Here is a 25,374-nt window from a genome sequence, read left to right as displayed (position 1 = left end):
CATGGAAGAGGGCTTCGCGCGCGAGGCGGTCGCGACCCGGCTGCTCACCGCCTCGGCGCGCACCAGCTACGACCCCGCCGTGGAAATCGACTGGTCGGCGCCGCACCTGCCCGGGGCGTACTGGCTGCCGCCCGAGCGCAGCAGCCTGTACGGCACGCCGCTGTGGGACGGGCTGACCGAGGAGCAGCGGATCGAGCTGACCAAGCACGAGGTGGCCAGTGCCGCCAGCGCCGGGATCTGGTTCGAGACGATCCTCATCCAGATGCTGGTCCGGCACTACTACGACGCCGACCCGACCAGCCGGCACGCCCAGTACGCGCTCACCGAGATCGCCGACGAGTGCCGGCACTCCATCATGTTCGGCCGGCTCATCGAGGCGACCGGCTGCCCGGTCTACCGGGCCGGGCCGGTGGACCACCTCCTGGGCCGGTGGCTCAAGGCCACCGCCAGCGGCCCGCAGATGTACGCGGCCATCCTGATCGCCGAGGAGATCCTCGACGCGTTCCAGCGGGAGATCATGGCCGACGAGTCGCTCCAGCCGCTGATCCGGATGGTGTCCCGGATCCACGTGGTGGAGGAGGCCCGCCACGTCCGCTTCGCCCGCGACGAGTTGACCCGCCAGGTCGAGGCCGCCGGCCCGCTCGCCCTCGGCTACGCGCGGCTGGTCATCGGCCGCGCCGCGTACTCGGTCACCCGCCGCCTGGTGCACCCTGCGGCGTACGCGGCGGTCGGCATCCCGCCCGCGGTCGGCCGGGCCGCGGCCCGGGCGAATCCGCACTGGCGGGCGACCCTGCGCTGGTCCGCCCAGCGGGTGCTCGACCACCTGACCGGCCTCGGTCTGGTGTCCGGGCCGGGGCGGCTGCTCTGGGCGCGGGGCGGCCTGGTCGAGCGGTGAGGGCCGGCGGCGGCCCGCCCGCGCGGGCCGCCGCCGCTCTCGGGTCAGGACGTCGGGAAGTTGTCCGGGGTACGGATGCGGTTGCGCATGAAGTTGCCCGAGTCGGTCAGCACCGAGGTGCCGGCGTACGTGCCGCCGTAGCAGGTGCCCGGCTTGAACGCCGCGCTGCCCTCGCTCGCGTCGGAGTACGTCCAGTTCGCGTAGCTGATCTTGAGCCGGTCGAGCAGGTCGAGCCAGGCCGTGCTGCTGGCGCTGTCGACCGCGCCGTCACCGGTGTAGCTGACGGTGCCGAACTCGGTGACGAACAGCGGGAGCCGGGACGCGGCCCGCTGCACCTCGTTGCGGTAGTTGTCCTTGTGCGAGGCGGCGTAGAAGTGGAACGTGTACATGATGTTGTCCGCCCGCACCGGGTTGTTGACGATCTCGTCGGAGTTGCCGCCCTCCGAGACGCCGAGCGAGGACCAGCCGCGGGTGCCGACGATGACCACCGCGTCCGGGTCGTTGGCCCGGATCACCGGGATGACCTGCTCCGCGTAGTTCTTGATGGTCGACCAGCTGACGCCGTTGGGCTCGTTGGTGATCTCGTAGATCACGTTCTTCTTGGCGGCGTTGCGCGCCGACACCGCGGCGAAGAAGGTCTTGGCCCGGTCCAGGTTGTACATCGGGTCACCCGGCGTCAGGGTGTGGAAGTCGATCAGCGCGTACAGGCCGCGCGCCTCCGCCTTGTCCACCAGGGTGTTCACCTGGTTGGTGAAGCCGGTGGGGTTGGTCTCGTAGCCCTCCTCCTGCACGTACATGGAGATGCGCAGCAGGTCGGCCTGCCAGTCGTCGGCCAGGGCGTTCAGCGACGCGTCGTTGTAGCACTGGGCGAACCACTGCAGCCCGTGGGTGCTCATGCCGCGCAGCTGGATCGGCCGGCCGTACTGGTTGCACAGGTTGACCCCGCAGACCCGCAGCTGGCCGTTGATGGCCACCGGCGTGGTGCCGGTGGGTGGCGGAGTGCTGGGCGGCGGGGTCGTGGGCGGTGGCGTGGTGGGCGGTGGCGTGGTGGGCGGTGGCGTGGTGGGCGGGGGAGTGGTGCTCGGGGGCGGCGTGGTGGGGGTGGTGGTCCCGCCCGTGCAGGTCGTGCCGTTCAGCGTGAACGAGGTCGGGGACGGGTTCGCGCTGGTCCACGAGCCGTTGAAGCCGATGGTGGTGCTGGCGCCGGTGGCCAGTGCGCCGTTGTAGTCCACACTGCGCGCGGTGACCGCGCTGCCGCTCTGCTGGTAGGTCGCCGACCAGCCCTGGACGACCCGCTGGCCGGAGTCCGGGAAGGTGAAGCCGAGGGTCCAGCCGTTCACCGGGTCGCCGAGGTTCTTGATGGTCACGGTGGCGGTGAAGCCGCCCTGCCAGGAACTGGTGGTGTACGTGACGGCGCAGCCGGTGGCCGCCATGGCATTGGTCATCGGCAGCACGGCGGTCGCGGCCAGCGCCAGCGCGCCGGCGGCGCCGCCCACGAGCAGCCCGCGCCGGGACGGGCGGGGAATCGAGATCATGCGGGATCGTCCCATCTGGGGGTGGTGTGAATGGACGGGTGCCCGTCGCGAACTCGCCCGGAAAGTCCGACGCGGCAACCTCGGGAGCGCTCCCACGGGAGAGTAGAGGGCGGTGGTCCGCCCATGCAACCGGGTCCGCCGCGTCGGCGGCCCGCCCCGCCGCGGTTCAGTGGCCCCCGCGGCGCACCGGGTACAGGCCCAGCGCGTTGCAGACGTCGAAGACGCCCGGGACGTCCCAGGCGAGGTCACCGGCCGCCTGTCGGGCCTGCCGGTCGGCGACCGTCCCGCTCAGGATCACCACCCGGTTCTGCACGGTGACCGCGATGCGCTGTCGGCGGGTGGTCCAGTCGATGCTCAGCCGTTGCGCCACCAGCGCGGCGAGGCGTACGTCCTCGCTGTCGGGTTCCGGTTCGTCGCCGGTGAACGGGAACTCGGGGTAGGGCCACGGCATCATCTCGGGGGTCTCCTTCGGGGGCGGGGTGGCGGGTCCGGCCGGTGCCGACCGGACGGGGGTCAGTGCGGGTCGGCGGCGACCGGCTCGGCCGACCCGCTCAACGCCCGGGTACGGCTGTCGAAGACCGGGAACACCCCGTCCAGCCGCATGGTGTGCAGCACGGTCAGCACGAACCGGGACGGGGCGACCAGGCACAGGCGCCGGCCGTGCTGGCGGGCGTCGCGGTGCGCCCGGACCAGCAGCCCGAGCCCGGTCGGGTCGATCACCTCGACCTCGGTCAGGTCCACCAGTTCCCGGTCGTCGAGGACGACCGTCTCGGCGAGGGCCCGGCGCAACGGGTCGACCGGGTCCACCTCCCGCGCCGCTGGGTCGTCGCCGCCGACCTCGTCCAGGTAGTCCACGCCGAGCCCGCCGTCGTCCGTCGCGGCGGGGACGCTGCACCGGGGGCAGTGGTGCGGACCCGAGGCGAACGGTGAGCCCACCCAGTCGTTCTCGAACACCAGCGTCCAGACCACCTCGGCGTCGGGCAGGGTGCACCCGGCACCGGTGACCGTCTCGCCGCACCCGTCGCAGATGAGCGTCATCAAACGGTCCGCCGGCACAACCGTCACGACCACTCCCTCCCGCCCGGTCCGGGCTCGGCCGGCCGGCCCGGCGGCGTGCCGGCGGATCGGCCGGCCGACCCGTCCGGGCTCGGCCGGCCGGCCGCCACCACGGCCAGTACCACCGCCACCGCGGCGAATCCGGACTGCACGACCAGCGGCAGCAGCGCCGGCGGCGTGCGGTCGACGCCGACCAGTCCGACGACGATGGCGCCGAGCAGGGCGGCGGCCACCCCGAGGGCGAGGGTCAGCCAGACCGGCGCGGCCGTCCGCCCTGGTACGGCGAGGCGCCCGACCGAGCCCACGACGAGTCCGACGACGAGCGCGCCGACGAGGGTGCTCCCGTTCACGACTCCTCCTCAGGGCTGACTGGCGACCCGGGCCCGGCCGCGAGCCGGCGCGTCGGGCGGGGGCTCGCTCGCCACCGGGCGGCGGGCTGGTCGCGGGGTGTGGACGATCGGCACGGTCTCGCCCAGTCGGGCGGTTTCGAGGATGCGGTGGATGCGTGGATTCGGGTTGCGGACGGTGAGGGTGGCGCGGCGGCGCGCCATCCGGCGGTGCACGTCCAGCAGCAGCGCGATGGCGGCCGCGTCGACGTGTCGGCACTCGGCCATGTCGACGATCACCTCCCGGGGGTGCAGGGCCAGGACCCGGTCGAGGACGACGGCCACCTCCGACAGGCGGGCGAGGTCCAGCTCCTCGGTGATCTCCACCTCCACCAGTGGCACGGCGCACTCCGGCGGGGACTGCGGGGGAGCGGTCATCGGGTCGGCTTCCTTGGCGTCGGGTCGGGTCCGTCCACCACTCTCCGCAGCGATCTTGGAGGTCCTCGCGCGGTTGGATGACAGTTGTGTGACAAAAGCCCGGACCGGCTGACACGGTTGGGTGACCCGGGCTCGGCCGGGGATGATGCGAGCATGACGGCCGTACTGGTGATCGAGGACGACGACCGGATCCGGCTCGCGCTGCTGCTCGCCCTTGAGGAGGAGGGCTACACGGCGTACGGAGCCGGCACCGCCGAGGAGGGGCTGCGGAGGCAGCGGGAGACCCCGGCGGACAACGTGCTGATCGACCTGATGCTGCCCGGCATCGACGGTTTCGAGTGCATCCGGCAGTTGCGCCGGGACGACGACGTCCCGATCGTGGTGGTCAGCGCCCGGGACGACACCCACGACATCGTCGCCGCGCTCGAGGCCGGTGCGGACGACTACCTGGTCAAGCCGGTCGCCGTCAAGGAACTCTCCGCCCGGCTGCGGGCGTTGCGCCGGCGGGGCCGCTCGACCGCGGTCCCCGCGCAGGTCTTCGGCGACCTGGAGATCAGTCCGGAGGCCGGCGAGGTGCGCCGCGCCGGCCGGCCGGTCGCGGTCACCCGGACCGAGTTCCGGCTGCTGTGCGAGCTGGCCGAGCACGCCGGCCGGGTGCTGTCCCGGCAGCAACTGCTGCGGCGGGTCTGGGGGTACGACACGGGCGACGAGCGCCTGGTCGACGTGCACGTCGGCCGGCTGCGGCAGAAGATCGAGCCGGACCCGACCAAGCCGCGTCACCTGGTCACCCTGCGTGGCCTCGGCTACAAGCTGCAACGATGACCCGGCTCGGACTGCGCGCCCGGGTGACCGCGGCCTTCGCCGTCGGCGCGCTGCTGCTCGCGGCGTCGATGGCGCTGTTCTCCTACGACCTGATCCGCCGTTCCCTGCTCGACGAGCGGGAACGCACGGCCGTCCGGGCCGCCTACTACGACGCCGCCGTGGTCCGGTCGGGGCTGGACACGGAGAGCCCGGACGTGGTGGCCGTGCTCCGGTCCCTGGACACCGGCAGCATCCGCCGGCCCCTGCTGCACCTGCCCGACGGCTGGTACGCCCGCACCGCGGAGACCGGCGGCGGCGCGGTCCCTCTGGAGCTGCAGCAGCTGGTCCGTTCCGGTAACCCGGGCGTGCAACGGATCCGGATCGACGGGCAGCCGACCCTGCTGGTCGGTGTTCCGCTCTCCGCCGGGGTGGGCTACTACGAGCTGACCTCGCTGCGGGAGGTCGAGGAGACCTTCCAGGTGGTGGGCCTGGCGCTGACCGCCGTCGCCATCATGGTCGCCGGGGCCGGCGCGGCGCTCGGCTGGTACGCCACCCGGCACAGCGTGCGTCCGCTCACCGCGGTCGCCGACGCGGCCGAGCGGATCGCCGCCGGCGACTTCGCCACCCGGCTGGACCCCACCACCGACCCCGACCTCACCCGGCTGTCCACCTCGTTCAACCACATGGTCGACCAGTTGGTGCGCCGGATCGAGCGGGACCGCCGGTTCGCCGCCGACGTCAGCCACGAACTGCGCTCGCCGTTGCAGACCCTGGCCGCCGCCGCCAGCGTGCTGACCCGCCGCCGGGAGCACCACGACGAACGTACCGCCACGGCCGCCGGCCTGGTCGCCGACGAGGTCGATCGGTTCCAGCGCCTGGTCGACGACCTGATCCAGCTGGCCCGCACCGAGCAGCCCGCCCAGCGGGAGACCGTCGACGTCGGGGTGCTGGCCCGGGAGGCATGCGCCGCCCGCGCGCTGCCGGAGCACCTCGTGCGGGTGCCCGCCGGCACGCCGACCGAGTGGCGGGTCGACCGGCGGCGGGTCGAGCAGATCCTGCTCAACCTGCTCGACAACGCGGTCCGCTACGGCGGCGGACCGGTGGCCGTGCGGCTCTCGCTGGTGGACGGCTCGGTCGGGACGATCGACGTCGACGACGACGGCCCGGGGGTGCCGGACGCCGACCGGGAGATCATCTTCGACCGCTTCGTCCGGGGCCGCGCCGCGCACGCCCGGGCCGGCACCGACGGCACCGGACTCGGGCTGGCGCTGGTGGCCCAGCACGCCGCCGCGCACGGCGGGCGGGCCACGGTCGTCGACCGGGAGCCGAAGGGCGCCCGGTTCCGGGTCCAGTTGGCGGAGGTGCGGTGATGCGAGGAGCCCTCCCGGCGGTCCTGCTCGTGGTGCTGCTCGGCGGCTGTGGCGTGCCAGTCGACGACCGGCCCCGGCCGGTGTCGGCCCCGCCCGGCTCGTTCCCCGCCGCCACCGGCACGGCCACCACCGATCCCGACGGCCGGGTCGACGAGACCCTCTGCTTCGTCCGGGGCGACGGGCTGGCGGCCGTCACCCGCCGGGTCGACGGCGTCTCCAGCGTCGACACCCACCTGCAGCACCTGCTCGCCGGCCCCGACGACGGGGAACGGGAACGCGGCCTGTCCAGCGCCCTGCCGGGCACGATCACGGTCGCCGGGGCCAGCACCACCGGCGCCGTGGTGACGGTCGACGTACGGGAGGCCGGTGAGGAGGCCGGCCGCAGTGACGAGGTGCTCGCCTTCGGGCAGATCGTCTGCACGTTGACCCAGCGCGCGGACGTCGACAGCGTCGGGTTCCGGCGCGACGGCCAGCCGCTGGAGGTGCCGCGCGCCGACGGCTCGCTCTCCGCGCTGCCGCTCACCGCGGCGGATTACCGGCCGCTGCTGCGCCGCTGACTCATCCGTCGGTGGCGGCGGCTCCACCGCCCCGGCGGATGTCGAGCAGATGGTGCTCGCCCTCGTGCACCGTGTGCTGCCCGAGCCAGAGCAGCGTCCGGACCTGCCGCTCCGGCCACGGGTAGACGCCGGTGCGGGCCAGCTGCGCCGGGCCGAGCCCGGCGAACCGGGCCGCCAGCTCCTGGGCCGCCGTGCCGAGTTCGGCCAGGACGGTCGCCGGCTCCTGGTCGTTGTACCGCTCCGTCAGGGCGCGTTCGTCCCGACCCATCGGGACGAACGTCGGCTCCTCGACCCGGAGCGCGAGGGCGAGTCGTTCGCCCTGCACGCGGAGCACGTCCCGGACGTGGCAGGTGTACTCCAGCGGCGACCAGACACCGGGCGCCGGGCGCCGGCGTACGTCCGGCACCTCGCCGAGGGCGGCGGTGAACCGTCCACCCAGACCTCGCAGGAGGGCCGGCAGCGCCTCGCCCGGCACCTCGGAGTAGACGAACAGACACTCGTCGCAGCGCTCCACGACACGGAGGATATGCCCGCGCCGCGCACGCCTCGACCCGGCGTGCCGCACGCGCCGCAGACGGGGCGGCGTCGCCCGGGGCGCGCCCGGATTGACCAGTCCTGTGGCCCTGGACGCACCCGAACCGGCGCATTTGGTAGAGCTATGGGGGGTTATGGGTGTTATATCCATCATCCGTTCGGTTGATTAGTCGACAGACTTTGGTCTAGTGTGGCTGGCACGACCGGTGCTGGGAGGCACCCGTTCTCCTCAGGACAGGAAGGGCCGCATGACCACGACGACCATCGCCCCGACGACCACCGACGTGCACCGCGCCGCGGCGACCGGTGAGGAGTCCCGCGCCAGCGAGCTGATCGCCGCCCTGGCCACGCTGCCCGAGGGGCACCCCGACCGGCCCGCGCTGCGCAACCAGGTCATCGAGGCGTGGCTGCCGCTGGCCAACCACCTCGCCGCCCGCTACAGCGGTCGGGGCGAGCCCGCCGGCGACCTGGCCCAGACCGCGGCCCTCGGGCTGATCAAGGCGGTCGACCGGTTCGACGCCTCCCGCGGCGTGGACTTCGCCGGCTTCGCGATCCCCACCATCCTCGGTGAGATCAAGCGGCACTTCCGCGACCGCACCTGGAACATCCGCGTCCCGCGCCGACTCCAGGAACTGCGGCTGCGCATCTCGGAGGCGAACAGCACCCTGACCCAGACGCTCAACCGGGCGCCCACCGTCGCGGACATCGCCGCCCACCTCGACGTCACCGAGGAGGAGGTGCTCGAGGGCCTGGAAGGCGCGCGCGCCTACAACGCCGTGTCGCTGTCCACCCCGATCGGTGACGGCGACAGCGCCACCGAGCTCGGCGACACCCTCGGCGCCGACGACAACGAGTACGAGCTGGCGGAGCTGCGTGCCTCGCTCGGCCCGGCCCTGGCCACCCTCGACGAGCGGGAGCAGAAGATCCTCACCCTGCGCTTCTACGGCAACCTGACGCAGAGCGAGATCGCCACCCGGGTCGGCGTGTCCCAGATGCACGTCTCCCGGCTGCTCGCCCGCGCGCTCACCAAGCTGCGCGGCCAGCTCACCGAGGCCTGATCCGGCACCGACCCACGCACCGCCACCCGGCTCCCCACGGGCGGCGGTGCGTCTGTGCCCGGGGGTGGGTGGGCGTCGTCAGGCCCGGTCCGCGCCCGGGTCGCGCCGTCGGAGGGGGACGGTGACGATCGCGCCGGCGGCGAGCAGGTGGACCTGCTCCTGGACGGCCACCGGGACGGGCGGGTCGGCGCCCGGACCGGCCGAGATCCGCACCTGGTCGCAGTCGACGTGCAGCACGAGCAGCCGGTTGCGGTACCGCAGCACGCAGTCGAGCTGGTCCATCCCCTCCGGCAGCACCGGGTTCAGGCGCAACACGTCGCCGCGCACCTCCAACCCGGTGTAGCAACGTTGCAGGATGTCCAGCGTGCCGGCGGTGGCGCCGAGGTGGATGCCCTCCCGGGTCGAGCTGTGCGCGGGGTCGGCCAGATCGGTGCCGAGCGCGTCCAGCAGCATGTGGAACGAGCGACGACGGTCGGTACGGGCCAGCACCCAGGCGTGCGCGATCCGGCTCAGCGTCGAACCGTGCGTGGTGCGGGACAGATAGTGGTCGACGGTGGCGGGGATCCTGGCGGGGTCGAAGTGGTAGCCCATGCCGCGGATCAACGCGGTGAGTTCCTCGGCGCTGAACAGGTACAGCAGCATCAGCACGTCGGCCTGCTTGGAGATCTTGTAACGGTTCGGGTCGTCCCCCTCGGCCTGCAGCAGCGGTCCGAGCAGCCGCAGGTCGCCGTAGCGCCGCCGATACCGGTCCCAGTCCAGCTCCACCAGGTCGCCGTAGCCGGCGAACTGCGCGAGGAGCCCGTTGGGCAGGAAGACCAGCCGCAGCCGGCGGGCGATGTGGGTCCAGCGCCGGCGTTCGCCGGCCGGAACGGCGGCCGCCCGCCACGGCGCCGCGCCCGGGTGGCGGTCCTGTAGGACGCACGCCTCGTCCGCCCGGGCGAGCACCCACGCGACCATCACGTTGATGTACGCGCAGTTGTCCAACCCCTGGCCGGCGCGGCCGGGGTAGCCGTCGTGGTACTCGTCGGGCCCCAGCACGCCACGGATGTCGTAGCGGTCGTCCGACGGGTCGTAGGTGGCCAGGCCGGCCCAGAAGCGAGCGGTGGCGATCAGCAGTTCGGCCCCGTGGTCGAGGAGGAAGGACAGGTCGCCGGTGGTCTCCCAGTACCGCCACACCGAGTAGGACACGGCGAGGTTCACGTGGTGTTGGCGGCCGGTGCGGTCGTCCTGCCACTCGCCGGTGACCGGGGAGGGGGAGCGGACGGGACTCTCGTCCCGGCCGCTGGTGGCGCTCTGCCAGGGAAACAGCGCGCCGGCCATCCCCGCGGCCGCGGCCTGCCGTCGGGCCGCCGGCAGCCGCCGGTACCGGTATTCGAGCAGTGCCCGGGTCAGCTCCGGCAGCCGCAGGTTCAGGTACGGATAGACGAACAGTTCGTCCCAGAAGACGTGCCCGTGGTAGCCCTCCCCGTGCAGCCCGCGGGCCGGCACCCCGGCGTCCAGGTCGACGGTGTGCGGCGACAGGGTCTGCAGCAGGTGGAAGGTCTGCACCCGCAGTGGCAGCTGCCAGACGTGCTCCTCGCCGACGTCGAGGCGGAACCGCGACCACAGCCGGTCCCACGCGGCGACGTGGTCGGCCAGCAGCACCGCGAACGTGCCGGCCCAGCGCAGTGCCTCGGCCGCCGCGGTCAGCGGATCGTGCACCGCCCGGTCCCGCCCGCAGAACACCGCGACCGTCTTGTCGATCGTGATCGGCGTGCCGGCGAGTACGTCGATCGCGTACATCTCCGCCACGGCGGCCGCGTCCCGGACCACGGTCCGGGTGGCCGGTGCGGCCGCGTCGACGACACCGACCGTGGTCCGGGCGGTGACCGCGACCGGCTGCCGGGACCCGGCCGCCACGGCGGTCAACCAGATCGCGTCGTCGTTCGCGCCGCCGGTGACGTCGGCGAGGTGCCGACCGCCGGCGCCGACCCGGGCCGCTGTCTCGGCGTTGGACACCCCGCCGTCGATGCCGGACCGCAGTTCCAGCCGGCCGGACCAGTTCTCCGCGACGATGCTCGTCTCCAGCGCGGCGAAGTGGGGGTTCGCCATCGACACCAGCCGTCGCTGGCGCAGCCGGGTGCGCCGCCGGTCGGGATCGACCACCACCAGCTCCCGCAGTTGGACGCCGCGGCGCAGGTCCAGCATCCGGTGCTCGTGCACGCGGCGGGCCCGGCCCGGCGCGTACCAGTCGCCGCCGGCGGGGCGGAACGTCAACGGCAGCCAGTTGGGCAGGTTGACGATGCTCTCCTCGCCGTCGGGCCGGCCCGCACCGCCCGGCAGGCGGTTGTGGAAGCCCGCGAGGTAGGTGCCCGGGTAGTGGACGCCGTCGGCCGACGCCTCCGGGGCCGCCCCGCGGGTGGCCAGGTAGCCGTTGCCGAGGGTCAGCATGGTCTCCCGGGTGCCTTCCCCCGCCGGGTCGCCGTCCGGATAGTCGAGTACCCACGCCGCGGGCAGGTCGGCGGTGCACAGTGCGCAGCCCGGGTCCGGCTCCACCGGGGCCCCGCTCACTGCACGACCCGGGGACAGAGGCGGGCGGCGAGGCCGACCAGCAGCACGAGCGAGCCGATCAGTACCGCGAGGTCCCGGGGCAGGCCGAAGGCGCTGCGCCCGGCGGACAGCATGAGCGCCCGCAGGAGGTCCGTCTGGTAGGTGAGCGGGTTGAGGTGGGCCAGCCACCGCAGCGGCGGCGGCATCAGGGCCACCGGATAGATGGCGTTGGACGCGAAGAAGAGGGGCATAGTGAGGATCTGCCCGATGCCCATGAACCGCTCCCGCGTCTTCACCAGACAGGCGATGATCAAAGAGAAGGTGGCGAACACTGCGGCGCCGAGAAGGACGGTCACCACGACGCCGGCCAGCGCCAGCGGTCCCCACCGCAGGTGCACGCCCAGCCCGGCGGCGACCAGATAGACGATCACCGCCTGCGCGAGCGAGCGCACGCCGGCCGACAGCGCCTTGCCGAGCACCAGCGCAGGGCGGGACGCGGGGCTGACCAGGTACTTGTTCAACACGCCCAGGTCCCGTTCCCAGATCACCGCGATGCCGTAGAAGATGGCCACGAACAGGGAACTCTGCGCCAGGATGCCGGGCGCCAGGAAATCGAGGTACGGCAGGCCTCCGGTCGGGATGGCCCGGGCGTGCGCCATCACCGTGCCGAAGACGAGCAGCCACAGCACGGGTTGGACCGCCCTGGTCAGGAGTTCCAGGGGGTCGTGGCGCAGCTTGCGGATCTCCACCGCGACGATGGCCGCGGTGTCCTCGACGAACCGTACGGGCCCGGCGGGTTGGCGGAGCGGCTCAACCGAGACGCCGTGCGGTACGCCTGGCCCGGCCGGCGGCACCGAAACCCCCTTCCTCCACGCCCTGCGTTCCTCCTCCGGTGAGCGCGATGAAGACGTCGTCGAGGTTGGCGTCGGGTCCGACGCGCGCCTTCAGCTCACCCGGTGTGCCCTGGGCGATGACCCTGCCCCGATGCATGATCGCCACTTGTTGGCAGAGGGCGTCGGCCTCCTCCATGTCGTGCGTGGTGATGAACAGCGTGGTCTGCTCCGTCGCGTTGACCTGGCGCAGCTCGGCCCAGATGTCGTGGCGGGCGGCCGGGTCCAGTCCGATCGTCGGCTCGTCGAGGAACAGCACCGGGGGACGGTGCAGCATCGACTGGATGATCTCGAGCCGGCGGACCATGCCACCGGAGAAGTCGCGTACCAGCTTGGTGGCCGACCCGGCCAGCCCGACCGATGCGAGGGCGTCCGCGATCCGGGCCCGGCGTTGTGCCCGCGGGATGTGGTAGAGGCGGGCGAAGACCACGAGGTTCTCCTCCGCGGTCAGGGCGCCGTCCGCGGAGAGCAGCTGCGGGACGTACCCGACCAGGCGGCGGACCTGGGCGGGCCGGGTGCGTACGTCGCAGCCGGCGATGGTCGCCGTGCCCTCGGACGGCGCCAGCAACGTGATCAGCATCTTGATCAGGGTCGTCTTGCCCGCGCCGTTCGGCCCGAGCAGCCCGAAGACCGCAGCGTGCGGCACGGCCAGGTCGACCCGGTCGACGACCACCGCCGCGCCGAACCGCCGGGTGAGTCCGCGGACGACCACGGCGTCGCCAGGGCTCGGGGCGGTTGGCGAGCTTTGCACCAGTTGAAAATAGTGAGGGGTGCCCGTACCCGGGCCTGATGTCGGCGATCGTGGGCCGCACGGATGAGGCGGGACGAGCCCGGCGGCACTTGATCTCCGTGGATTAATGTGGTAATATGTCGGATTCTGGCTGGTAGCGTGGCGGCACCTCGGGGGGGAGGGGCTCCGCCGACCTCGGAGGCGATCGTGGCCGCGCCGACCTGGCGCGGCCGGCTCACCGAGAGGACCAGCCGCCATGCCCCCGACGTCCACCCTTGAGGCCCGACTCCGTGGTTTCTTCGCCGCCTTCGCACCCGACGCCGGGGGACCCGGACGGCTTCGGCGACCTGTTCAGCGATCCGTTCCTGCTGGCCGACGACGCCGGCGCCCGGCCGGTGCCCCGGGCCGCCTTCCTCGCCGCCCTGCCCCGGCGGGCGCGGCTGTTCGCCGACGCCGGGCTCGGCCCCGCGACGCTGACCGGGCTGACCTGCCAGCGGCTCGACGACCGGTACGTGCTGGCCCGGACCGACTGGGACGCCCCCCGCGCGGCCGGCGGTGCGCCGGTCCGGCTGGCGTCGTCGTACCTGCTGCACGACGACGGCGAGCGGTTCCGGGTGGTGCTCTACCTCAACCACCAGGGGCTGCCGGGCGCTTGAGGCGTCCGGCCGTCAGCACCAGCCGTTGACCGGGCCGGCTCGGCGGGTGCGCCACCCACCGAGCCGCGTGCGGACGGAACCGGTCACCAGGGCGCCGGGGTCGGCGGCGGCACCACCGGAGGGCGGTCGTCGCAGGTGATGGTGTTGGGCAGCAGCCAGGGGGCGAGCCAGCCGCCGTCGTTGCCGCCGAGGTCGGTGAGGTGGAACTCGGCGCCGGCCGGGGTGAAGTGGAACGAGCCGCAGTTGTTGACCCCGACCGCCCCGACGTTGCGGGCGTCGACGTTCTCGAAGGACGCCGAGCCCGCGGTACGGGCGCTGACCACCGAGGTGCCGGTGCCGTCGACCCGCAGGTCCCGGAAGTGGACGTTGCTGATCGCCACCGTGTCCTTCACCGGCCAGTCGCTGACCAGCATGATCGCGTTGTAGGTGTTGTCGAGGAACGCGTCCCCGACCACCTGGATGTCGGCGTCGATGCTGCGGTCGAGCGCGTAGAACCAGATGGCGCCGAGGCCGATGTTCCAGTTCAGCTCGTACCCGCCGGCCCGGACCGTGGTGTGGTCGGCGATCCGGAGGCGGCCGGCGAACGGCTCGGCGCCGAACCGCGAGCCGACCTGGATGGCGCTGCCCTCGCGGACCGGGTCGGCGACCAGGTTGGCCGAGATCGTGTTGTCGGTGCCGCCGTACAGCGCGATGCCGTTGGCCAGCACCGGCGACTGCACCGTGTTGTGGTCGAAGGTGTTGTGCGCGTTCGCCGTCCCCTCCGACCACATGGCCAGGCCGTCGTCGCCGGTGTTACGGACGAAGCTGTGCGAGACCGAGGAGTGGGTGACGCCGGTGTGGAAGTTGAGCCCGTCGGCGATCTGGTCGGCGATCACCGTGTTCGTGACCCGGAGGTCGGTCATCGGCCCGTCGAACCACATGCCGACCTTGGTGTGGTGCAGGTAGAGGGCGTCGATGGTGGAGTCGTTCAGCGCCCCGCCGATCGCGTTCACCTGGTCGGTGTCGACGCGTTCCCGGACGTCGCCCTCGATCGCGAAGTCGGTGTGCCAGCTGCCGGCGCCCACGATGGTCACGTCGTCCACCACGATGTGCCGATTCACCTGGTAGGTGCCGGGCGGCAGGTAGAGCGTGCGGTGCGCCCGGCGGGCGTACGCGACGGCCCGGTCGAACGCGTCGGCGGACTCGCGCCGGCCGGTCGGGTCGGCGCCGAAGGCGAGCACGTTCGCCGCGCCGGGCACCACCCGGGGCGGGCCGACCAGGTGCGTGTCCAGCAGGTCGATCACCGTCCAGGCGGCGCCGCCACCGATCGGGGCGGTCAGCCGCACCACCTCGCCGGCCCGGTACGTGCGCCCCAGCAGCAGGCGCTGCTCGTCGTAGAAGTGGTGCGGCCGGAACGGCGTGGCGAACGCCGGGGCCGGGGTGGTCGCGGCCGGCACGCAGGAGCACTCGGTGATCCACCAGTCGGGGTGCAGCAGCCCGGCGTCGGGGTCGTTGGCGAACGGGTACTGGTTGTAGAGCCAGGCGTACCGCGAGGTCAGGGTCATGGTGCGGGTGGGCCCCCGGCCGACGGTGACCTGCAGCGGCGCGGTGATCCCGCCACCGCCCGGGGCGTCGGGGATGCTGTACCGGACGGTGATCGCGTTGGTCGCGGCCGGCAGGGTGAACTCGACGTGCTGGCCGGGGGAGAGCCGGACCGCCCGGCGCCCGGAGGCCTCACCGGCCAGGGTGTAGGCGGCGCGGTCGGGGCCGATGACGGTGCCGGTGGTCCCGGGCCTGCTCGGCCTCCTGCTCGACGAAGTCCACGGTGGCGCCGCGGCCGGCGACCAGCGCGGGGTCGAGGCCGGCCCGGGTGACCACCGGGGTCGGGCCGGTGCCGGCCGGGCCGGCCGCCACCGCGGCGCCTCCGGTCGGTACGGCGAGGGCGACGGCGGGGTCGCGGTAAGCGATCATCGACTTCTTGCGCCGCTGAGCAACGGCCGGTTCATTTCTTGCAGGATCGCGGCCTAGGATTGCGGCGTGACGAAGAGGTTGACGGAGGTCGCCCGCAAGGCGGGCGTCAGCGAGGCGACCGTGAGCCGCGTGCTCAACGGCCGCGGCGGCGTGTCCGAGGCGACCCGGACCGCGGTGCTGACCGCCCTGGACGTCCTCGGCTACGAGCGCCCGACCAAGCTGCGCGGCGAACGGGCCCGGCTGGTCGGCCTGGTCCTGCCCGAACTGCAGAACCCGATCTTCCCGGCGCTCGCCGAGGTGGTGACCGGTTCGCTGGCGCAGCGCGGCTTCACCCCGGCGCTCTGCGCCCGGACCATCGGCGGCGTCCCCGAGTCCGACTACGTCGAGATGCTCCTCGACCACCAGGTCTCCGGGGTCATCTTCGCCGGTGGGTCGTACGCCCTCGCGGACGCCTCGCACGAGCACTACCGGCGGCTCACCGACCGGGGTCTGCCCGTGGTGCTGGTCAACGCGGGCGTCGACGAGCTCGGCTTCCCCCGGGTGTCCACCGACGACGCGGTCGCCGTGGAGCAGGCGTACGGGCACCTGCGGTCGCTGGGGCACGAGCGGATCGGCATGGTGCTCGGCCCGGAGGACCACGTCCCGTCCCGGCGCAAGCTGGACGCGATGGCCCGGGCCGCCGGGTGGACCGAGGGGACGGGGCACGTCGAGCGGTCCAGCTTCTCGATGGAGGGTGCCCGGGTCGCGGCCACCAAGCTGGTCGAGCGGGGCGTGACCGGCATCATCTGCGCCAGCGACGTGCTGGCCCTCGGCACCATCCGGGCCGCCCGGCGACTGGGCCGGGCGGTGCCGGCCGACGTGTCGGTGGTGGGCTTCGACGACTCCGCGTTCATGACCTGCACCGACCCGCCGCTGACCACCGTGCGGCAGCCGATCGAGACGATGGGGCAGGCCGCGGTCGACCTGCTGGTCACCCAGATCGAGGGGGCCGGCGTGCTGCACGACGAGTTGCTGTTCGAGCCCGAGCTGGTGGTACGCGGTTCCACCGCTCCGGCGCCCGGTCGCTGACCGCCGCCCGACCCGCACGTAACCCAGGCCCCCGGCCGTCGACCGCCGCTCGCGGTCGACGGCCCTGTCGTCGTTGCCGCGACCAGCCAACCTCTGACTCCTCGGCATGCCGCGACCCGGGTCCTGGCTGGACGACGTGGCCACCCCGTGCCGCAACCCGGGCCGTGCGCCGACCACCACACCCCGCCCTGCCGCGACCCGGGGCGATCTTCCCCGCCGGGTCGACGGCCGGCCTTGCCGTCGTCATCTGCCGGCCAACAGTCGGGTCTTTTCGGTGCTCGGTCGAAACCTTGCTGAAATGAGTCGCCTTCGCTACGGTGACTGCACTCACACCCGGCCCGGCTGCAGCGGCCGGGGGAGGTCGCAAGGTCGCGTGGCGAATGCCGGCGGTCAGCCGCGTTCCCCACGCTGACGATCACCGCAGATCAGCGAAGGCCATGGATACACCCGTTCCCGAAGGGATGGACAGATGTCCGTACCGCAGTACCGGAAGGCTGCGGCGCTAGCGCTCGTGGCCGGCCTGGGCCTCAGCCTGGCGGCGTGCTCCACCAAGGGCGACGACCCGGGGAAGGACGCCGGCGGCAAGGTCACCATCACGGTCGACTGCCAGCCGGTCGGCTCCCAGAAGGAGCTGTTGCAGAACTGGAACGACGACGTCGCCGAGTTCCAGCGGCAGAACCCCGACATCGTCATCAAGAGCGTCAGCGTCGGCGAGCAGTGCAACAACCCGCCGGACTTCACCGCCCGCCTCGCCGGCGGCACCGTGACCGACGTGTTCTACGGGTACATGACCGATCTTCAGCAGGTGCTCGACTCCGGTCAGGCGATGGACATCACGCCGTACGCGAACAAGGACACGATCCCGACCTGGGACAGCGTCGACCCGGCGCTCAAGGAGGTCTTCACCGACGGCGGCAAGCTCTACGCCGTCCCGGTGAAGAACTACTCGATGGGCCTGGTCTACAACAAGGTCCTGTTCCAGCGGGCCGGGCTGGACGTGAACAACCCGCCGAAGACCTGGCCCGAGGTCCGCGCGGCCGCGAAGAAGATCGCCGCGCTCGGCGACGGCATCGCCGGCTACGCCGAGTACAGCGCCGGCAACACCGGCGGCTGGCACTTCACCTCGCTGCTCTACTCGCAGGGCGGCCAGGTGCTGACCCCGGACGGCAAGAAGGCCGACTTCAACAACGCGATGGGCCGGCAGGTCCTGCAGAACCTCAAGGACATGCGGTACGGCGACAACAGCATGGGCAGCCGCCAGCTGCTGCAGTGGGGCGACCTGCTGACCAACGCGGGCGCCGGCAAGGTCGGCATGTTCATCGGCGCGCCGGACACCACCCAGGCGATCGTCAGCCAGTTCCAGGGCAAGTTCCAGGACTGGGCGATGGGTCCGCTGCCCGGCCAGGACGGCCCGGCGAAGGCGACCCTCGGGGGCGGCGAAGGCTACTTCTTCAAGAAGGGCCTCACCCCGGAGCAGGTCAAGGCCGGTCTGAAGTGGATTGCGTACCAGAAGCTGACCCCGGGCAAGGGCCAGTTCGACTACGTGCGGTCCAAGCCGCAGAACTACCCGGTGGGCCTGCCCCAGCCGCTGCTGTTCGCCAACGGCAGCGCCGCGCAGAAGCAGGAACTCGACCTGCGCAAGGCGAACGCGAACGTCGACACGGCCAACTTCGCCGCCTTCGAGGCGAACCCGGTGCCGATCAAGGGGGAGCCGCGCAACGCGCAGGCGATCTACGCGGTGCTCGACGCGGCGATGTCCGGGGTGCTGACAAACCCGAACGCGAACATCGACGCGCTGCTGAAGACCGCCGAGGACAAGGTCAACAAGCTGCTGGCCGCGGGGAGCTGAGCCGACGGGTGCGGGGGCCGGCGCACCGGCCCCCGCACCCCGCCCCGCCCGGTCACCTACCACCCGCAGGAGATGTCTTGGCGATCACCACCGCCCCGGGTGCCACCGGCGCACCGGGTCGCCCCGCGCCCCCGTACCCGTCGGGGTGGCGGCGGACCAGCCTCGGCCGCAAGGTACGGGACAACCTCACCGGGCACGCGTTCCTGATCGGCGCGGTCCTCTGCTTCGCCGTCTTCTCCTGGTACCCGATGGTCCGCGGCGTCGTGATGAGCTTCCAGCGCACCCGGCGTGGGCAGACCACCTGGGTGGGCTGGGACAACTACGCCCGCATCGTCGACGACCCGAGCTTCTGGACCGCCTGGAAGAACACGTTCTACTTCACAATCCTGGCGCTCGTCCTCGGCTACGCGGTGCCGTTCCTCGTGGCGATCCTGCTCAACGAGTTCCGCCACGCCAAGGGGTACCTGCGGATCCTGGTCTACCTGCCGGTGATGCTGCCGCCGGCCTCGGCGCTCTTCCTCTTCAAGTTCTACGCGTACGACCCCAGCGAGGCGGGACTGTTCAACGCCACCCTGAGCGCACTGCACCTGCCGACGTCGGAATGGATGCAGTCGCCCGGAATGACGATGCCGGCGATGGTGATCGCGTCGACCTGGATGAACATGGGCAGCGCCGTGCTGATCTACCTGGCAGCGCTGCAGAACATCCCCGGTGAGCTCTACGAGGCGGCCGAACTGGACGGTGCCGGGATCTGGCGGCGGATCGTCAACGTGACCATCCCGCAGACCCGGCTGATCCTCGCGCTGCTGGCGATGCTGCAGATCGTCGCCACCATGCAGCTCTTCATCGAGCCGCTGATCCTCGCCAACGGCGCGGGCACCGGCGACTCGGCGACGTCGGTGGCGTACCTCATCTACCAGCACGGGTTCTTCCAGAACGACCTCAACGGCGCCGCCGCGCTCGGCGTGATCATGCTCGTCGTGCTGGCCGGCTTCTCCGCCGGCTACGTGCGGCTGACCGCGAAACAGGACTAGGACGGACGAGGAATGGCACAGGATTCCGGGACCCGGACCCTCATCTCCCACGCCCAGCTCCGCCGGGGGCGCGGCCGGGTGCTCTACTGGACGCTGCTCACCGTCGTCGTCGTGGGCTTCACCCTCGTCTTCATCGGCCCGCTCTACTGGATGGTCACCGGCGCGCTCAAGTCCGGCCAGGAGATCGCGCAGACCCCGCCGTCGCTGTTCCCGCAGGACCCCCAGCCGCAGAACTACGTCGACGCGTGGACCAACCTGAACCTCGCGAAGCTGCTGTTCAACACGTTCTACTACGCGGTCGGCGCGGTGCTGTTCCAGCTCGTCCTGGACACCGCCGCGGCGTACTCGCTGTCGAAGCTGCGGCCGGTCTTCGGTAACGCCATCCTCGGCCTGATGCTGGCGACGCTGATGATCCCCGCGATGGTCCTCATCGTCCCGCAGTACGTGACGGTGATCGACCTGCCGATCCTGCACCTCAACCTGCTCGACTCGCCGTTCGCCATCTGGCTGCCCCTGGTCGCGAACGCGTTCAACATCTTCCTGCTGAAGCGGTTCTTCGACTCGATCCCCGAGGACCTCATGGCGGCGGCCCTCGTCGACGGGGCCACGCCGCTGCGTACCCTCTGGTCGATCATCCTGCCGATGTCGCGCCCCATCCTCGGCGTGGTCTCGATCTTCGCGGTGACCGCGGTCTGGAAGGACTTCCTCTGGCCGAAGCTGGTCATGCCGTCGCCCGAGACCCGGACGGTCAGCGTCGGCATCTACGCCTTCGCCGGCGGCACCCCGATGAACGTGGTGATCGCCGCCTCGGTCATCGCCGCGATCCCGACCGTGATCATCTTCCTGGTCTTCCAGCGGAACATCATGTCCGGCCTGACCACCGGCAGCCTCAAGGGCTGACCGCACCGGCGCGCCCCCAGCCAGTCCCCGCGGCGAACGACGACCGTTCGCCCGGCCCACCCTCAGGTCCGGCGAACCCGCCGACGTACGACGCAGAAAGCAGGTGCCCGTGTCCACAGCAGGCAACGGTCCGTGGTGGCGTGGAGCGGTGATCTACCAGGTGTACCCGCGAAGCTTCGCCGACGGAGACGGCGACGGCGTCGGCGACCTCGCCGGCATCCGGTCCCGGCTGAGCTACCTCGCCGAGCTCGGTGTCGACGCGATCTGGTTCAGCCCCTGGTACCCGTCCCCGATGGCTGACGCCGGCTACGACGTGGCCGACTACCGGGACATCGACCCGGTCTTCGGCACCCTCGCCGAGGCGGAGGCGCTGATCGCGGAGGCCCGCGCGCTCGGCATCCGGACGATCGTCGACGTGGTGCCGAACCACTGCTCCGCCGCGCACCCCTGGTTCCGGGCGGCCCTCGCCGGCGGCCCGCACGCGCCCGAACGGGAGCTGTTCTGGTTTCGTCCCGGCCGCGGCCCCGGCGGTGACCAGCGACCCACCGACTGGGTCGGCGAGTTCGGCGGCCCCACCTGGACCCGCACCGTCGACCCGGACGGCACCCCCGGCGACTGGTACCTGCACCTGTTCGCCCCGGAGCAGCCGGACTTCAACTGGGACCACCCGCGGGTGCGGGCCGAGTTCGAGGACATCCTGCGGTTCTGGTTCGACCGGGGGGTGGACGGCATCCGGATCGACTCGGCCGGGCTGCTGGTCAAGGATGGCAGCCTGCCCGAGACCACGCCGGACCGGCCGCACCCGTTCCGGGACCGGGACGGCGTGCACGAGATCTACCGCGACTGGCGGCGGATCGCCGACGGGTATCCCGGCGACCGGGCCCTGATCGGCGAGGTGTGGCTGCCGGACCGGCAGCGGTTCGCCAACTACCTGCGCCCGGACGAACTGCACGCCGCGTTCAACTTCGACTTCCTCGGCTGCGCCTGGGACGCCGCGCCGCTACGGGCGAGCATCGACGGGACGCTGAGCGCGCACGCGCTGGTCGGCGCGCCGGCCACCTGGGTGCTGTCCAACCACGACGTCACCCGGCACGTCACCCGCTACGGCCGGGCGGACACCACGTTCAGCTTCGCCGCGAAGCGCGAAGGTATCCCCACCGACCTGGAGCTGGGCACCCGCCGGGCCCGCGCCGCCGCGCTGCTCTCCCTCGCGCTGCCCGGTGCGGCGTACGTCTACCAGGGCGAGGAACTGGGCCTCTGGGAGGTCGAGGACATCCCGTACGAGCTGCGCCAGGACCCGATGTGGGAACGCTCCGGCCGGGTCGACCCCGGCCGGGACGGCTGCCGGGTGCCGCTGCCCTGGGCCGGCGACGCCCCGCCGTTCGGGTTCAGCCCGGACGGCGCGGCGGTTCCACCGTGGCTGCCCCAGCCGGCCGACTGGAAGGACCGGACGGTCCGGGCGCAGACCGGCGACCGGCACTCGATGCTGGAGCTCTACCGGGCGGCCATCGCGCTGCGCCGGCGCGAACCCGCCCTCGGCGACGGCACGCTGGCCTGGCTGCCGGCCCCCGAGCGGGTGCTCGCCTTCGCCCGCGAGCCCGGGTTCGCCTGCCTGGTCAACCTCTCCGACACGGCCGTGCCGCTGCCCGACCACGACCGGCTGCTGCTGGCCAGCGGGCCGCTGCACGACGGCCGGGTGCCGCCGGACACCGCCGTCTGGCTGCGTACCCGCTGAGCCGACCCGCCGCCCGGCGGCCCGTCCGGGCCGCCGGCCCCGCCGCACCACCGGGAGGAGGGAGGAGCAACCGCACCCACGGGGGACCTGGCCACCGACGAAAGGGAGCACACCCCTCATGGCCGAGCACACCACCCCGCACCACCATCGAAGCGGCCGGCTCCGCGCCGGGCTGGCCGCCGTGGCCGCCGCCGCGCTCGCCACCACCTCGATCACCGTCGTTGCGCTCACCTCCGCCGCCACCCCCGCCCGCGCCGCCGGGCTGTCCCCGTTCGACATCGCCGGCCGGGGCGCCACCGTCGGATTCGTCGAGCAGGAGGCGGAGCGGGCCGTCCACACCGGCACCCGGATCGGCCCCGACCGGCACTACGGCACCCTGCCGTCGGAGGCCTCCGGCCGCGAGGCGGTCACCCTCGACGCCGTCGGCGAGTACGTCGAGTTCACCCTCACCGCACCGGCCGACGCGGTCACCTTCCGGTACAGCCTGCCGGACAACGCCGCCGGCACCGGCCGGGACGCCACCATCGACCTGCGCGCCGACGGCGCGCTGGTGAAGGCGGTCCCGGTCACCTCCCGGTACGGCTGGTACTACGGCGGATACCCGTTCAACAACAACCCGGGCGACACCAACCCGCACCACTTCTACGACGAGGCCCGGACGCTGTTCGGCGCCACCTACCCGGCCGGCACGAAGATCAGGCTGCAGGTCTCCTCGACCGCCCAGTCACCCACCTTCACCATCGACCTGGCCGACTTCGAGCTGGTCGGCGGGCAGATCCCCAAGCCGGCCGGCGTGCTGGACGTGGTCACGGACTTCGGCGCCGACCCGACCGGCGCCACCGACTCCACCGCGAAGTTCCAGGCCGCCGTCGACGCCGGCCGGGCGCAGGGGAAGCCGGTGTGGATCCCCGCCGGCACCTTCACCCTGTGGGACCACGTGGTGGTCGACGGGGTGACCCTGCGCGGCGCCGGGCCGTGGTATTCGGTGCTCGGTGGCCGGCACCCCACCGATCGGAAGCGGGCCGCCGGCATCTACGGCAAGTACGTCGCCGGCGGCGGCTACGGCGGCGAGATCCGGCCGCACGAGGCCGGCGGGCCCAGCCGCAACGTCACCCTCCGGGACTTCGCCATCATCGGCGACATCCGCGAGCGGGTCGACGAGGACCAGGTCAACGCCCTGGGCGGGGCGATGTCGAACTCGGTGGTGGACAACCTCTGGCTCCAGCACACCAAGGTCGGCGCCTGGATGGACGGGCCGATGGACAACCTCACCATCCGCAACAGCCGGATCCTCGACCAGACCGCCGACGGGGTGAACTTCCACTGGGGCGTCACCAACTCCACCGTGACCAACACCTTCGTCCGCAACACCGGTGACGACGGCCTGGCCATGTGGGCGCAGAACGTCCCCAACGTCAACAACGCCTTCACCCACAACACCGTCGGCGTCACCATCCTGGCCAACAACCTGGTCACCTACGGCGGCCGGGACATCCGGATCACCGACAACGTGACCGCCGACTCGGTCACCAACGGCGGCGGCATCCACGTGGCCAACCGCTATCCGGGGGTGAACGGGCCGACCGCGGTGGCCGGCACGATCACCGTCGCCCGCAACACCCTGATCCGCAACGGCAACTCCGACTACAACTGGCGGTTCGGCGTCGGCGCGCTCTGGTTCTCCGCGCTCAACGAGCCCATCCAGGGCGCCACCATCAACGTCACCGACACCGACATCCTGGACAGCTCGTACGCCGCGTTGCACTGGATCGAGGGGCAGACCAGCGGGATCAACCTGACCAACGTCCGCATCGACGGCGCCGGCACGTTCGCGCTTCAGGTGCAGGCGCCCAGCCAGGTCAGCTTCACCAACGTCCGGGCCACCGGCATCGCCCAGCCGAACCCGATGTACAACTGCGTCGGCAGCGGCTTCCAGATCACCCAGGGCACCGGCAACTCCGGCTGGTACTCGGCCAGCCCGTACTGCGGTCCGTGGCCCGAGCCGCAGTGGGGCGACGGCCCGTCCACCCCGCCCAGCGCGACGCCCACCAGCCCGACGCCGAGCCCCTCACCCACCACCACCCCGCCGCCGTCGGGCGGCAACCTCGCCCTCGGGCGCCCGGCCACCGCGTCCAGCACCACCCAGACGTACGCGGCGGCCAACGCGGTGGACGGCAACGCCGGCACGTACTGGGAGAGCGCCAACAACGCCTTCCCGCAGACGCTGACCGTGGACCTCGGCGCGACCCGGGCCGTGGACCGGGTGGTGCTGAAGCTGCCACCGGGCTGGGAGCGGCGTACCCAGACCCTGTCGGTGCTCGGTTCCACCGACGGGTCGACCTGGACCACCCTGCAGGGGTCGGCCGGTTGGACCTTCGACCCGGCCACCGGCAACACGGTGTCGATCCCGCTGCCCGCCGGGGACCGGCGGTACGTCCGGCTCACCGTCACCGGCAACACCGGCTGGCCCGCCGCGCAGGTCGCCGAGTTCGAGGTGTACGGCGGCACCACCACCCCACCGCCGACCACCACGCCGCCACCCACCAGCACGCCGCCGCCCGGCGGCAACCTCGCCGCCGGCCGCCCGGTCACCGAGACCAGCCACGCCGACGTGTACGGCGCGGCGAACGCGGTGGACGGCAACGCCGGCACGTACTGGGAGAGCGCCAACAACGCCTTCCCCCAGTCGCTGACCGTCGACCTGGGCGCGGCGTACCCGGTCTCCCGGATCGTGTTGAAGCTGCCGCCGTCGGCGGCCTGGCAGACGCGCACCCAGACCCTGTCGGTGCTCGGCTCCACCGACGGGTCGACCTGGACCACCGTGCAGGCGTCGGCCGGCTACCCCTTCGATCCGGCCACCGGCAACACCGCCACCGTCACCGTCCCGGCCACCGCCGTGCGCCACCTGCGGCTGACCTTCACCGGCAACACCGGCTGGCCGGCCGGCCAGCTCGGCGAGTTCGAGGTCTACGCGAACTGACCGGTCCCGGGGTCCCCGCGACGCGGCGGGGACCCCGGACCCCCGGGAAGAAGGCGACCTGTGCTACGCGCCCGCGCAGGGGTTGCCGTCGATCGTGCAGCCCTTCGGCGCCTGGCTGAGCGGGTCCGGATCCCGTACGTCGAACCGGATCGTGGCCGACCCGCCGGCCGGCACCGCGGCCCCGGTGAAGGTGACGACGTCGCCCTCCTGGGTCGCCTCCGCCCCGTTGACGCTGCCGACCGTGGCGCCGGAGCCGAGCGTGACGACCACCGTCCAGCTCTGCTTCGCCGCGCCGCCCGGGTTGCTCACCACCACCTCACCCCGGTAACCGAAGACCCGGTCGGAGACCGTCCGGTAGGTGGCCGCGAGCGCCACCGGAGACGCGCTCGCCGCGCGCGTGCGGCGGGGCGAGGCCGTCGAACTCGGGACGGTGGCGGCGGCGCTGCTGCGGGTGGCCCGGGGCGCACGGGACCGGCCCGCCTC

22 protein-coding genes and 1 pseudogene are annotated in these 25,374 nt (G+C 72.5%); 12 read left to right on the top strand and 11 right to left on the bottom strand.

The genetic code is table 11. From position 1 onward, the window contains the following. The first annotated feature begins 1 nt into the window (after position 1). Complete coding sequence (locus EFE23_RS08880; RefSeq protein ID WP_123240428.1) at positions 2-895, top strand: AurF N-oxygenase family protein; 894 nt, start codon at positions 2-4, stop codon at positions 893-895. 44 nt (positions 896-939) lie between these two features. Here the strand turns inward: EFE23_RS08880 and EFE23_RS08875 are convergent, their stop codons facing one another. From EFE23_RS08875 to EFE23_RS08855, 5 genes are all read right to left on the bottom strand, one after another. Beyond that, positions 940-2,430, bottom strand: a complete 1,491-nt coding sequence (locus EFE23_RS08875; RefSeq protein ID WP_123240427.1) for a cellulase family glycosylhydrolase — start codon at positions 2,428-2,430, stop codon at positions 940-942. A gap of 166 nt (positions 2,431-2,596) precedes the next feature. Further along, entirely contained in the window at positions 2,597-2,884 is a 288-nt protein-coding gene (locus EFE23_RS08870) for a BON domain-containing protein (protein ID WP_123240426.1), read from the bottom strand. Positions 2,885-2,943: 59 nt separating this feature from the next. After that, positions 2,944-3,495, bottom strand: a complete 552-nt coding sequence (locus tag EFE23_RS08865) for an STAS domain-containing protein (RefSeq protein ID WP_123240480.1) — start codon at positions 3,493-3,495, stop codon at positions 2,944-2,946. Next, complete coding sequence (locus tag EFE23_RS08860) at positions 3,492-3,836, bottom strand: hypothetical protein (RefSeq protein WP_233600924.1); 345 nt, start codon at positions 3,834-3,836, stop codon at positions 3,492-3,494. The genes EFE23_RS08865 and EFE23_RS08860 overlap by 4 nt, the downstream gene beginning before the upstream one ends. Positions 3,837-3,845: 9 nt before the next feature. Beyond that, positions 3,846-4,250: an STAS domain-containing protein gene (locus EFE23_RS08855; RefSeq protein ID WP_123240425.1), complete on the bottom strand. Its 405-nt coding sequence runs from the start codon at positions 4,248-4,250 to the stop codon at positions 3,846-3,848. 153 nt (positions 4,251-4,403) lie between these two features. Between EFE23_RS08855 and EFE23_RS08850 the strand changes: the two genes are divergently transcribed. The 3 genes from EFE23_RS08850 to EFE23_RS08840 are packed head-to-tail and all read left to right on the top strand — an operon-like array spanning position 4,404 to position 6,978. Next, positions 4,404-5,072 carry a response regulator transcription factor gene (locus EFE23_RS08850; protein WP_123240424.1) on the top strand — a complete coding sequence of 223 codons (669 nt, stop codon included), beginning with the start codon at positions 4,404-4,406 and terminating at the stop codon, positions 5,070-5,072. Continuing rightward, positions 5,069-6,421, top strand: coding sequence for a sensor histidine kinase (locus EFE23_RS08845; protein ID WP_123240423.1), 1,353 nt, complete (start codon positions 5,069-5,071; stop codon positions 6,419-6,421). The genes EFE23_RS08850 and EFE23_RS08845 overlap by 4 nt, the downstream gene beginning before the upstream one ends. Continuing rightward, positions 6,421-6,978, top strand: a complete 558-nt coding sequence (locus tag EFE23_RS08840; RefSeq protein ID WP_123240422.1) for a GerMN domain-containing protein — start codon at positions 6,421-6,423, stop codon at positions 6,976-6,978. Before EFE23_RS08845 ends, EFE23_RS08840 begins: the two co-directional genes overlap by 1 nt. 1 nt (position 6,979) lies before the next feature. Here EFE23_RS08840 and EFE23_RS08835 read toward each other — a convergent pair whose 3' ends face one another. After that, complete coding sequence (locus tag EFE23_RS08835; RefSeq protein ID WP_158675842.1) at positions 6,980-7,492, bottom strand: DinB family protein; 513 nt, start codon at positions 7,490-7,492, stop codon at positions 6,980-6,982. Positions 7,493-7,760: 268 nt separating this feature from the next. On the opposite strand from EFE23_RS08835, the gene EFE23_RS08830 reads away from it, so the two are divergent. Then, complete coding sequence (locus EFE23_RS08830; RefSeq protein ID WP_123240420.1) at positions 7,761-8,570, top strand: SigB/SigF/SigG family RNA polymerase sigma factor; 810 nt, start codon at positions 7,761-7,763, stop codon at positions 8,568-8,570. 78 nt (positions 8,571-8,648) lie between these two features. Here the strand turns inward: EFE23_RS08830 and EFE23_RS08825 are convergent, their stop codons facing one another. The 3 genes from EFE23_RS08825 to EFE23_RS08815 are packed head-to-tail and all read right to left on the bottom strand — an operon-like array spanning position 8,649 to position 12,740. After that, positions 8,649-11,120 (bottom strand): glycoside hydrolase family 65 protein, encoded by a 2,472-nt coding sequence (locus tag EFE23_RS08825; protein WP_199736983.1) that lies wholly within the window; start codon positions 11,118-11,120, stop codon positions 8,649-8,651. Beyond that, positions 11,117-11,953 carry an ABC transporter permease gene (locus EFE23_RS08820; protein ID WP_123240419.1) on the bottom strand — a complete coding sequence of 279 codons (837 nt, stop codon included), beginning with the start codon at positions 11,951-11,953 and terminating at the stop codon, positions 11,117-11,119. Before EFE23_RS08820 ends, EFE23_RS08825 begins: the two co-directional genes overlap by 4 nt. Then, positions 11,910-12,740: an ABC transporter ATP-binding protein gene (locus EFE23_RS08815; RefSeq protein ID WP_233600923.1), complete on the bottom strand. Its 831-nt coding sequence runs from the start codon at positions 12,738-12,740 to the stop codon at positions 11,910-11,912. The genes EFE23_RS08820 and EFE23_RS08815 overlap by 44 nt, the downstream gene beginning before the upstream one ends. A gap of 269 nt (positions 12,741-13,009) precedes the next feature. Between EFE23_RS08815 and EFE23_RS08810 the strand changes: the two genes are divergently transcribed. After that, positions 13,010-13,375 (top strand): DUF6841 family protein, encoded by a 366-nt coding sequence (locus tag EFE23_RS08810; protein WP_148058425.1) that lies wholly within the window; start codon positions 13,010-13,012, stop codon positions 13,373-13,375. Between the two features lie 83 nt (positions 13,376-13,458). On the opposite strand, the pseudogene EFE23_RS08805 reads toward EFE23_RS08810, so the two are convergent. Next, positions 13,459-15,325, bottom strand: a pseudogene (locus EFE23_RS08805) (glycosyl hydrolase family 28-related protein). A 66-nt stretch (positions 15,326-15,391) separates the two neighbouring features. Between EFE23_RS08805 and EFE23_RS08800 the strand changes: the two are divergent. The 6 genes from EFE23_RS08800 to EFE23_RS08775 all read left to right on the top strand — a co-directional run bounded on the left by EFE23_RS08800 (position 15,392) and on the right by EFE23_RS08775 (position 24,891). Further along, entirely contained in the window at positions 15,392-16,393 is a 1,002-nt protein-coding gene (locus EFE23_RS08800) for a LacI family DNA-binding transcriptional regulator (RefSeq protein WP_123240417.1), read from the top strand. Between the two features lie 469 nt (positions 16,394-16,862). Beyond that, complete coding sequence (locus EFE23_RS08795; protein ID WP_123240416.1) at positions 16,863-18,242, top strand: ABC transporter substrate-binding protein; 1,380 nt, start codon at positions 16,863-16,865, stop codon at positions 18,240-18,242. Between the two features lie 77 nt (positions 18,243-18,319). Next, the gene (locus tag EFE23_RS08790; RefSeq protein ID WP_123240415.1) at positions 18,320-19,276 is read left to right on the top strand and encodes a carbohydrate ABC transporter permease; all 957 of its coding nucleotides are present in this window, start codon (positions 18,320-18,322) and stop codon (positions 19,274-19,276) included. A 12-nt stretch (positions 19,277-19,288) separates the two neighbouring features. Then, positions 19,289-20,176: a carbohydrate ABC transporter permease gene (locus EFE23_RS08785; protein ID WP_123240414.1), complete on the top strand. Its 888-nt coding sequence runs from the start codon at positions 19,289-19,291 to the stop codon at positions 20,174-20,176. 148 nt (positions 20,177-20,324) lie between these two features. Next, the gene (locus tag EFE23_RS08780) at positions 20,325-21,911 is read left to right on the top strand and encodes a glycoside hydrolase family 13 protein (protein WP_199736982.1); all 1,587 of its coding nucleotides are present in this window, start codon (positions 20,325-20,327) and stop codon (positions 21,909-21,911) included. Positions 21,912-22,029: 118 nt separating this feature from the next. Then, entirely contained in the window at positions 22,030-24,891 is a 2,862-nt protein-coding gene (locus EFE23_RS08775) for a discoidin domain-containing protein (protein WP_123240412.1), read from the top strand. 63 nt (positions 24,892-24,954) lie between these two features. Here EFE23_RS08775 and EFE23_RS08770 read toward each other — a convergent pair. Continuing rightward, the coding region (locus EFE23_RS08770; protein ID WP_199736981.1) for a cellulose binding domain-containing protein at positions 24,955-25,374 on the bottom strand (420 nt) is incomplete at its 5' end.

The organism is Micromonospora solifontis (assembly GCF_003725545.1).
GTDB lineage: Bacteria > Actinomycetota > Actinomycetes > Mycobacteriales > Micromonosporaceae > Micromonospora > Micromonospora solifontis.
Note: the sequence above shows the minus strand (reverse complement) of the source record. Positions and strands in the feature narration are given on the sequence as shown.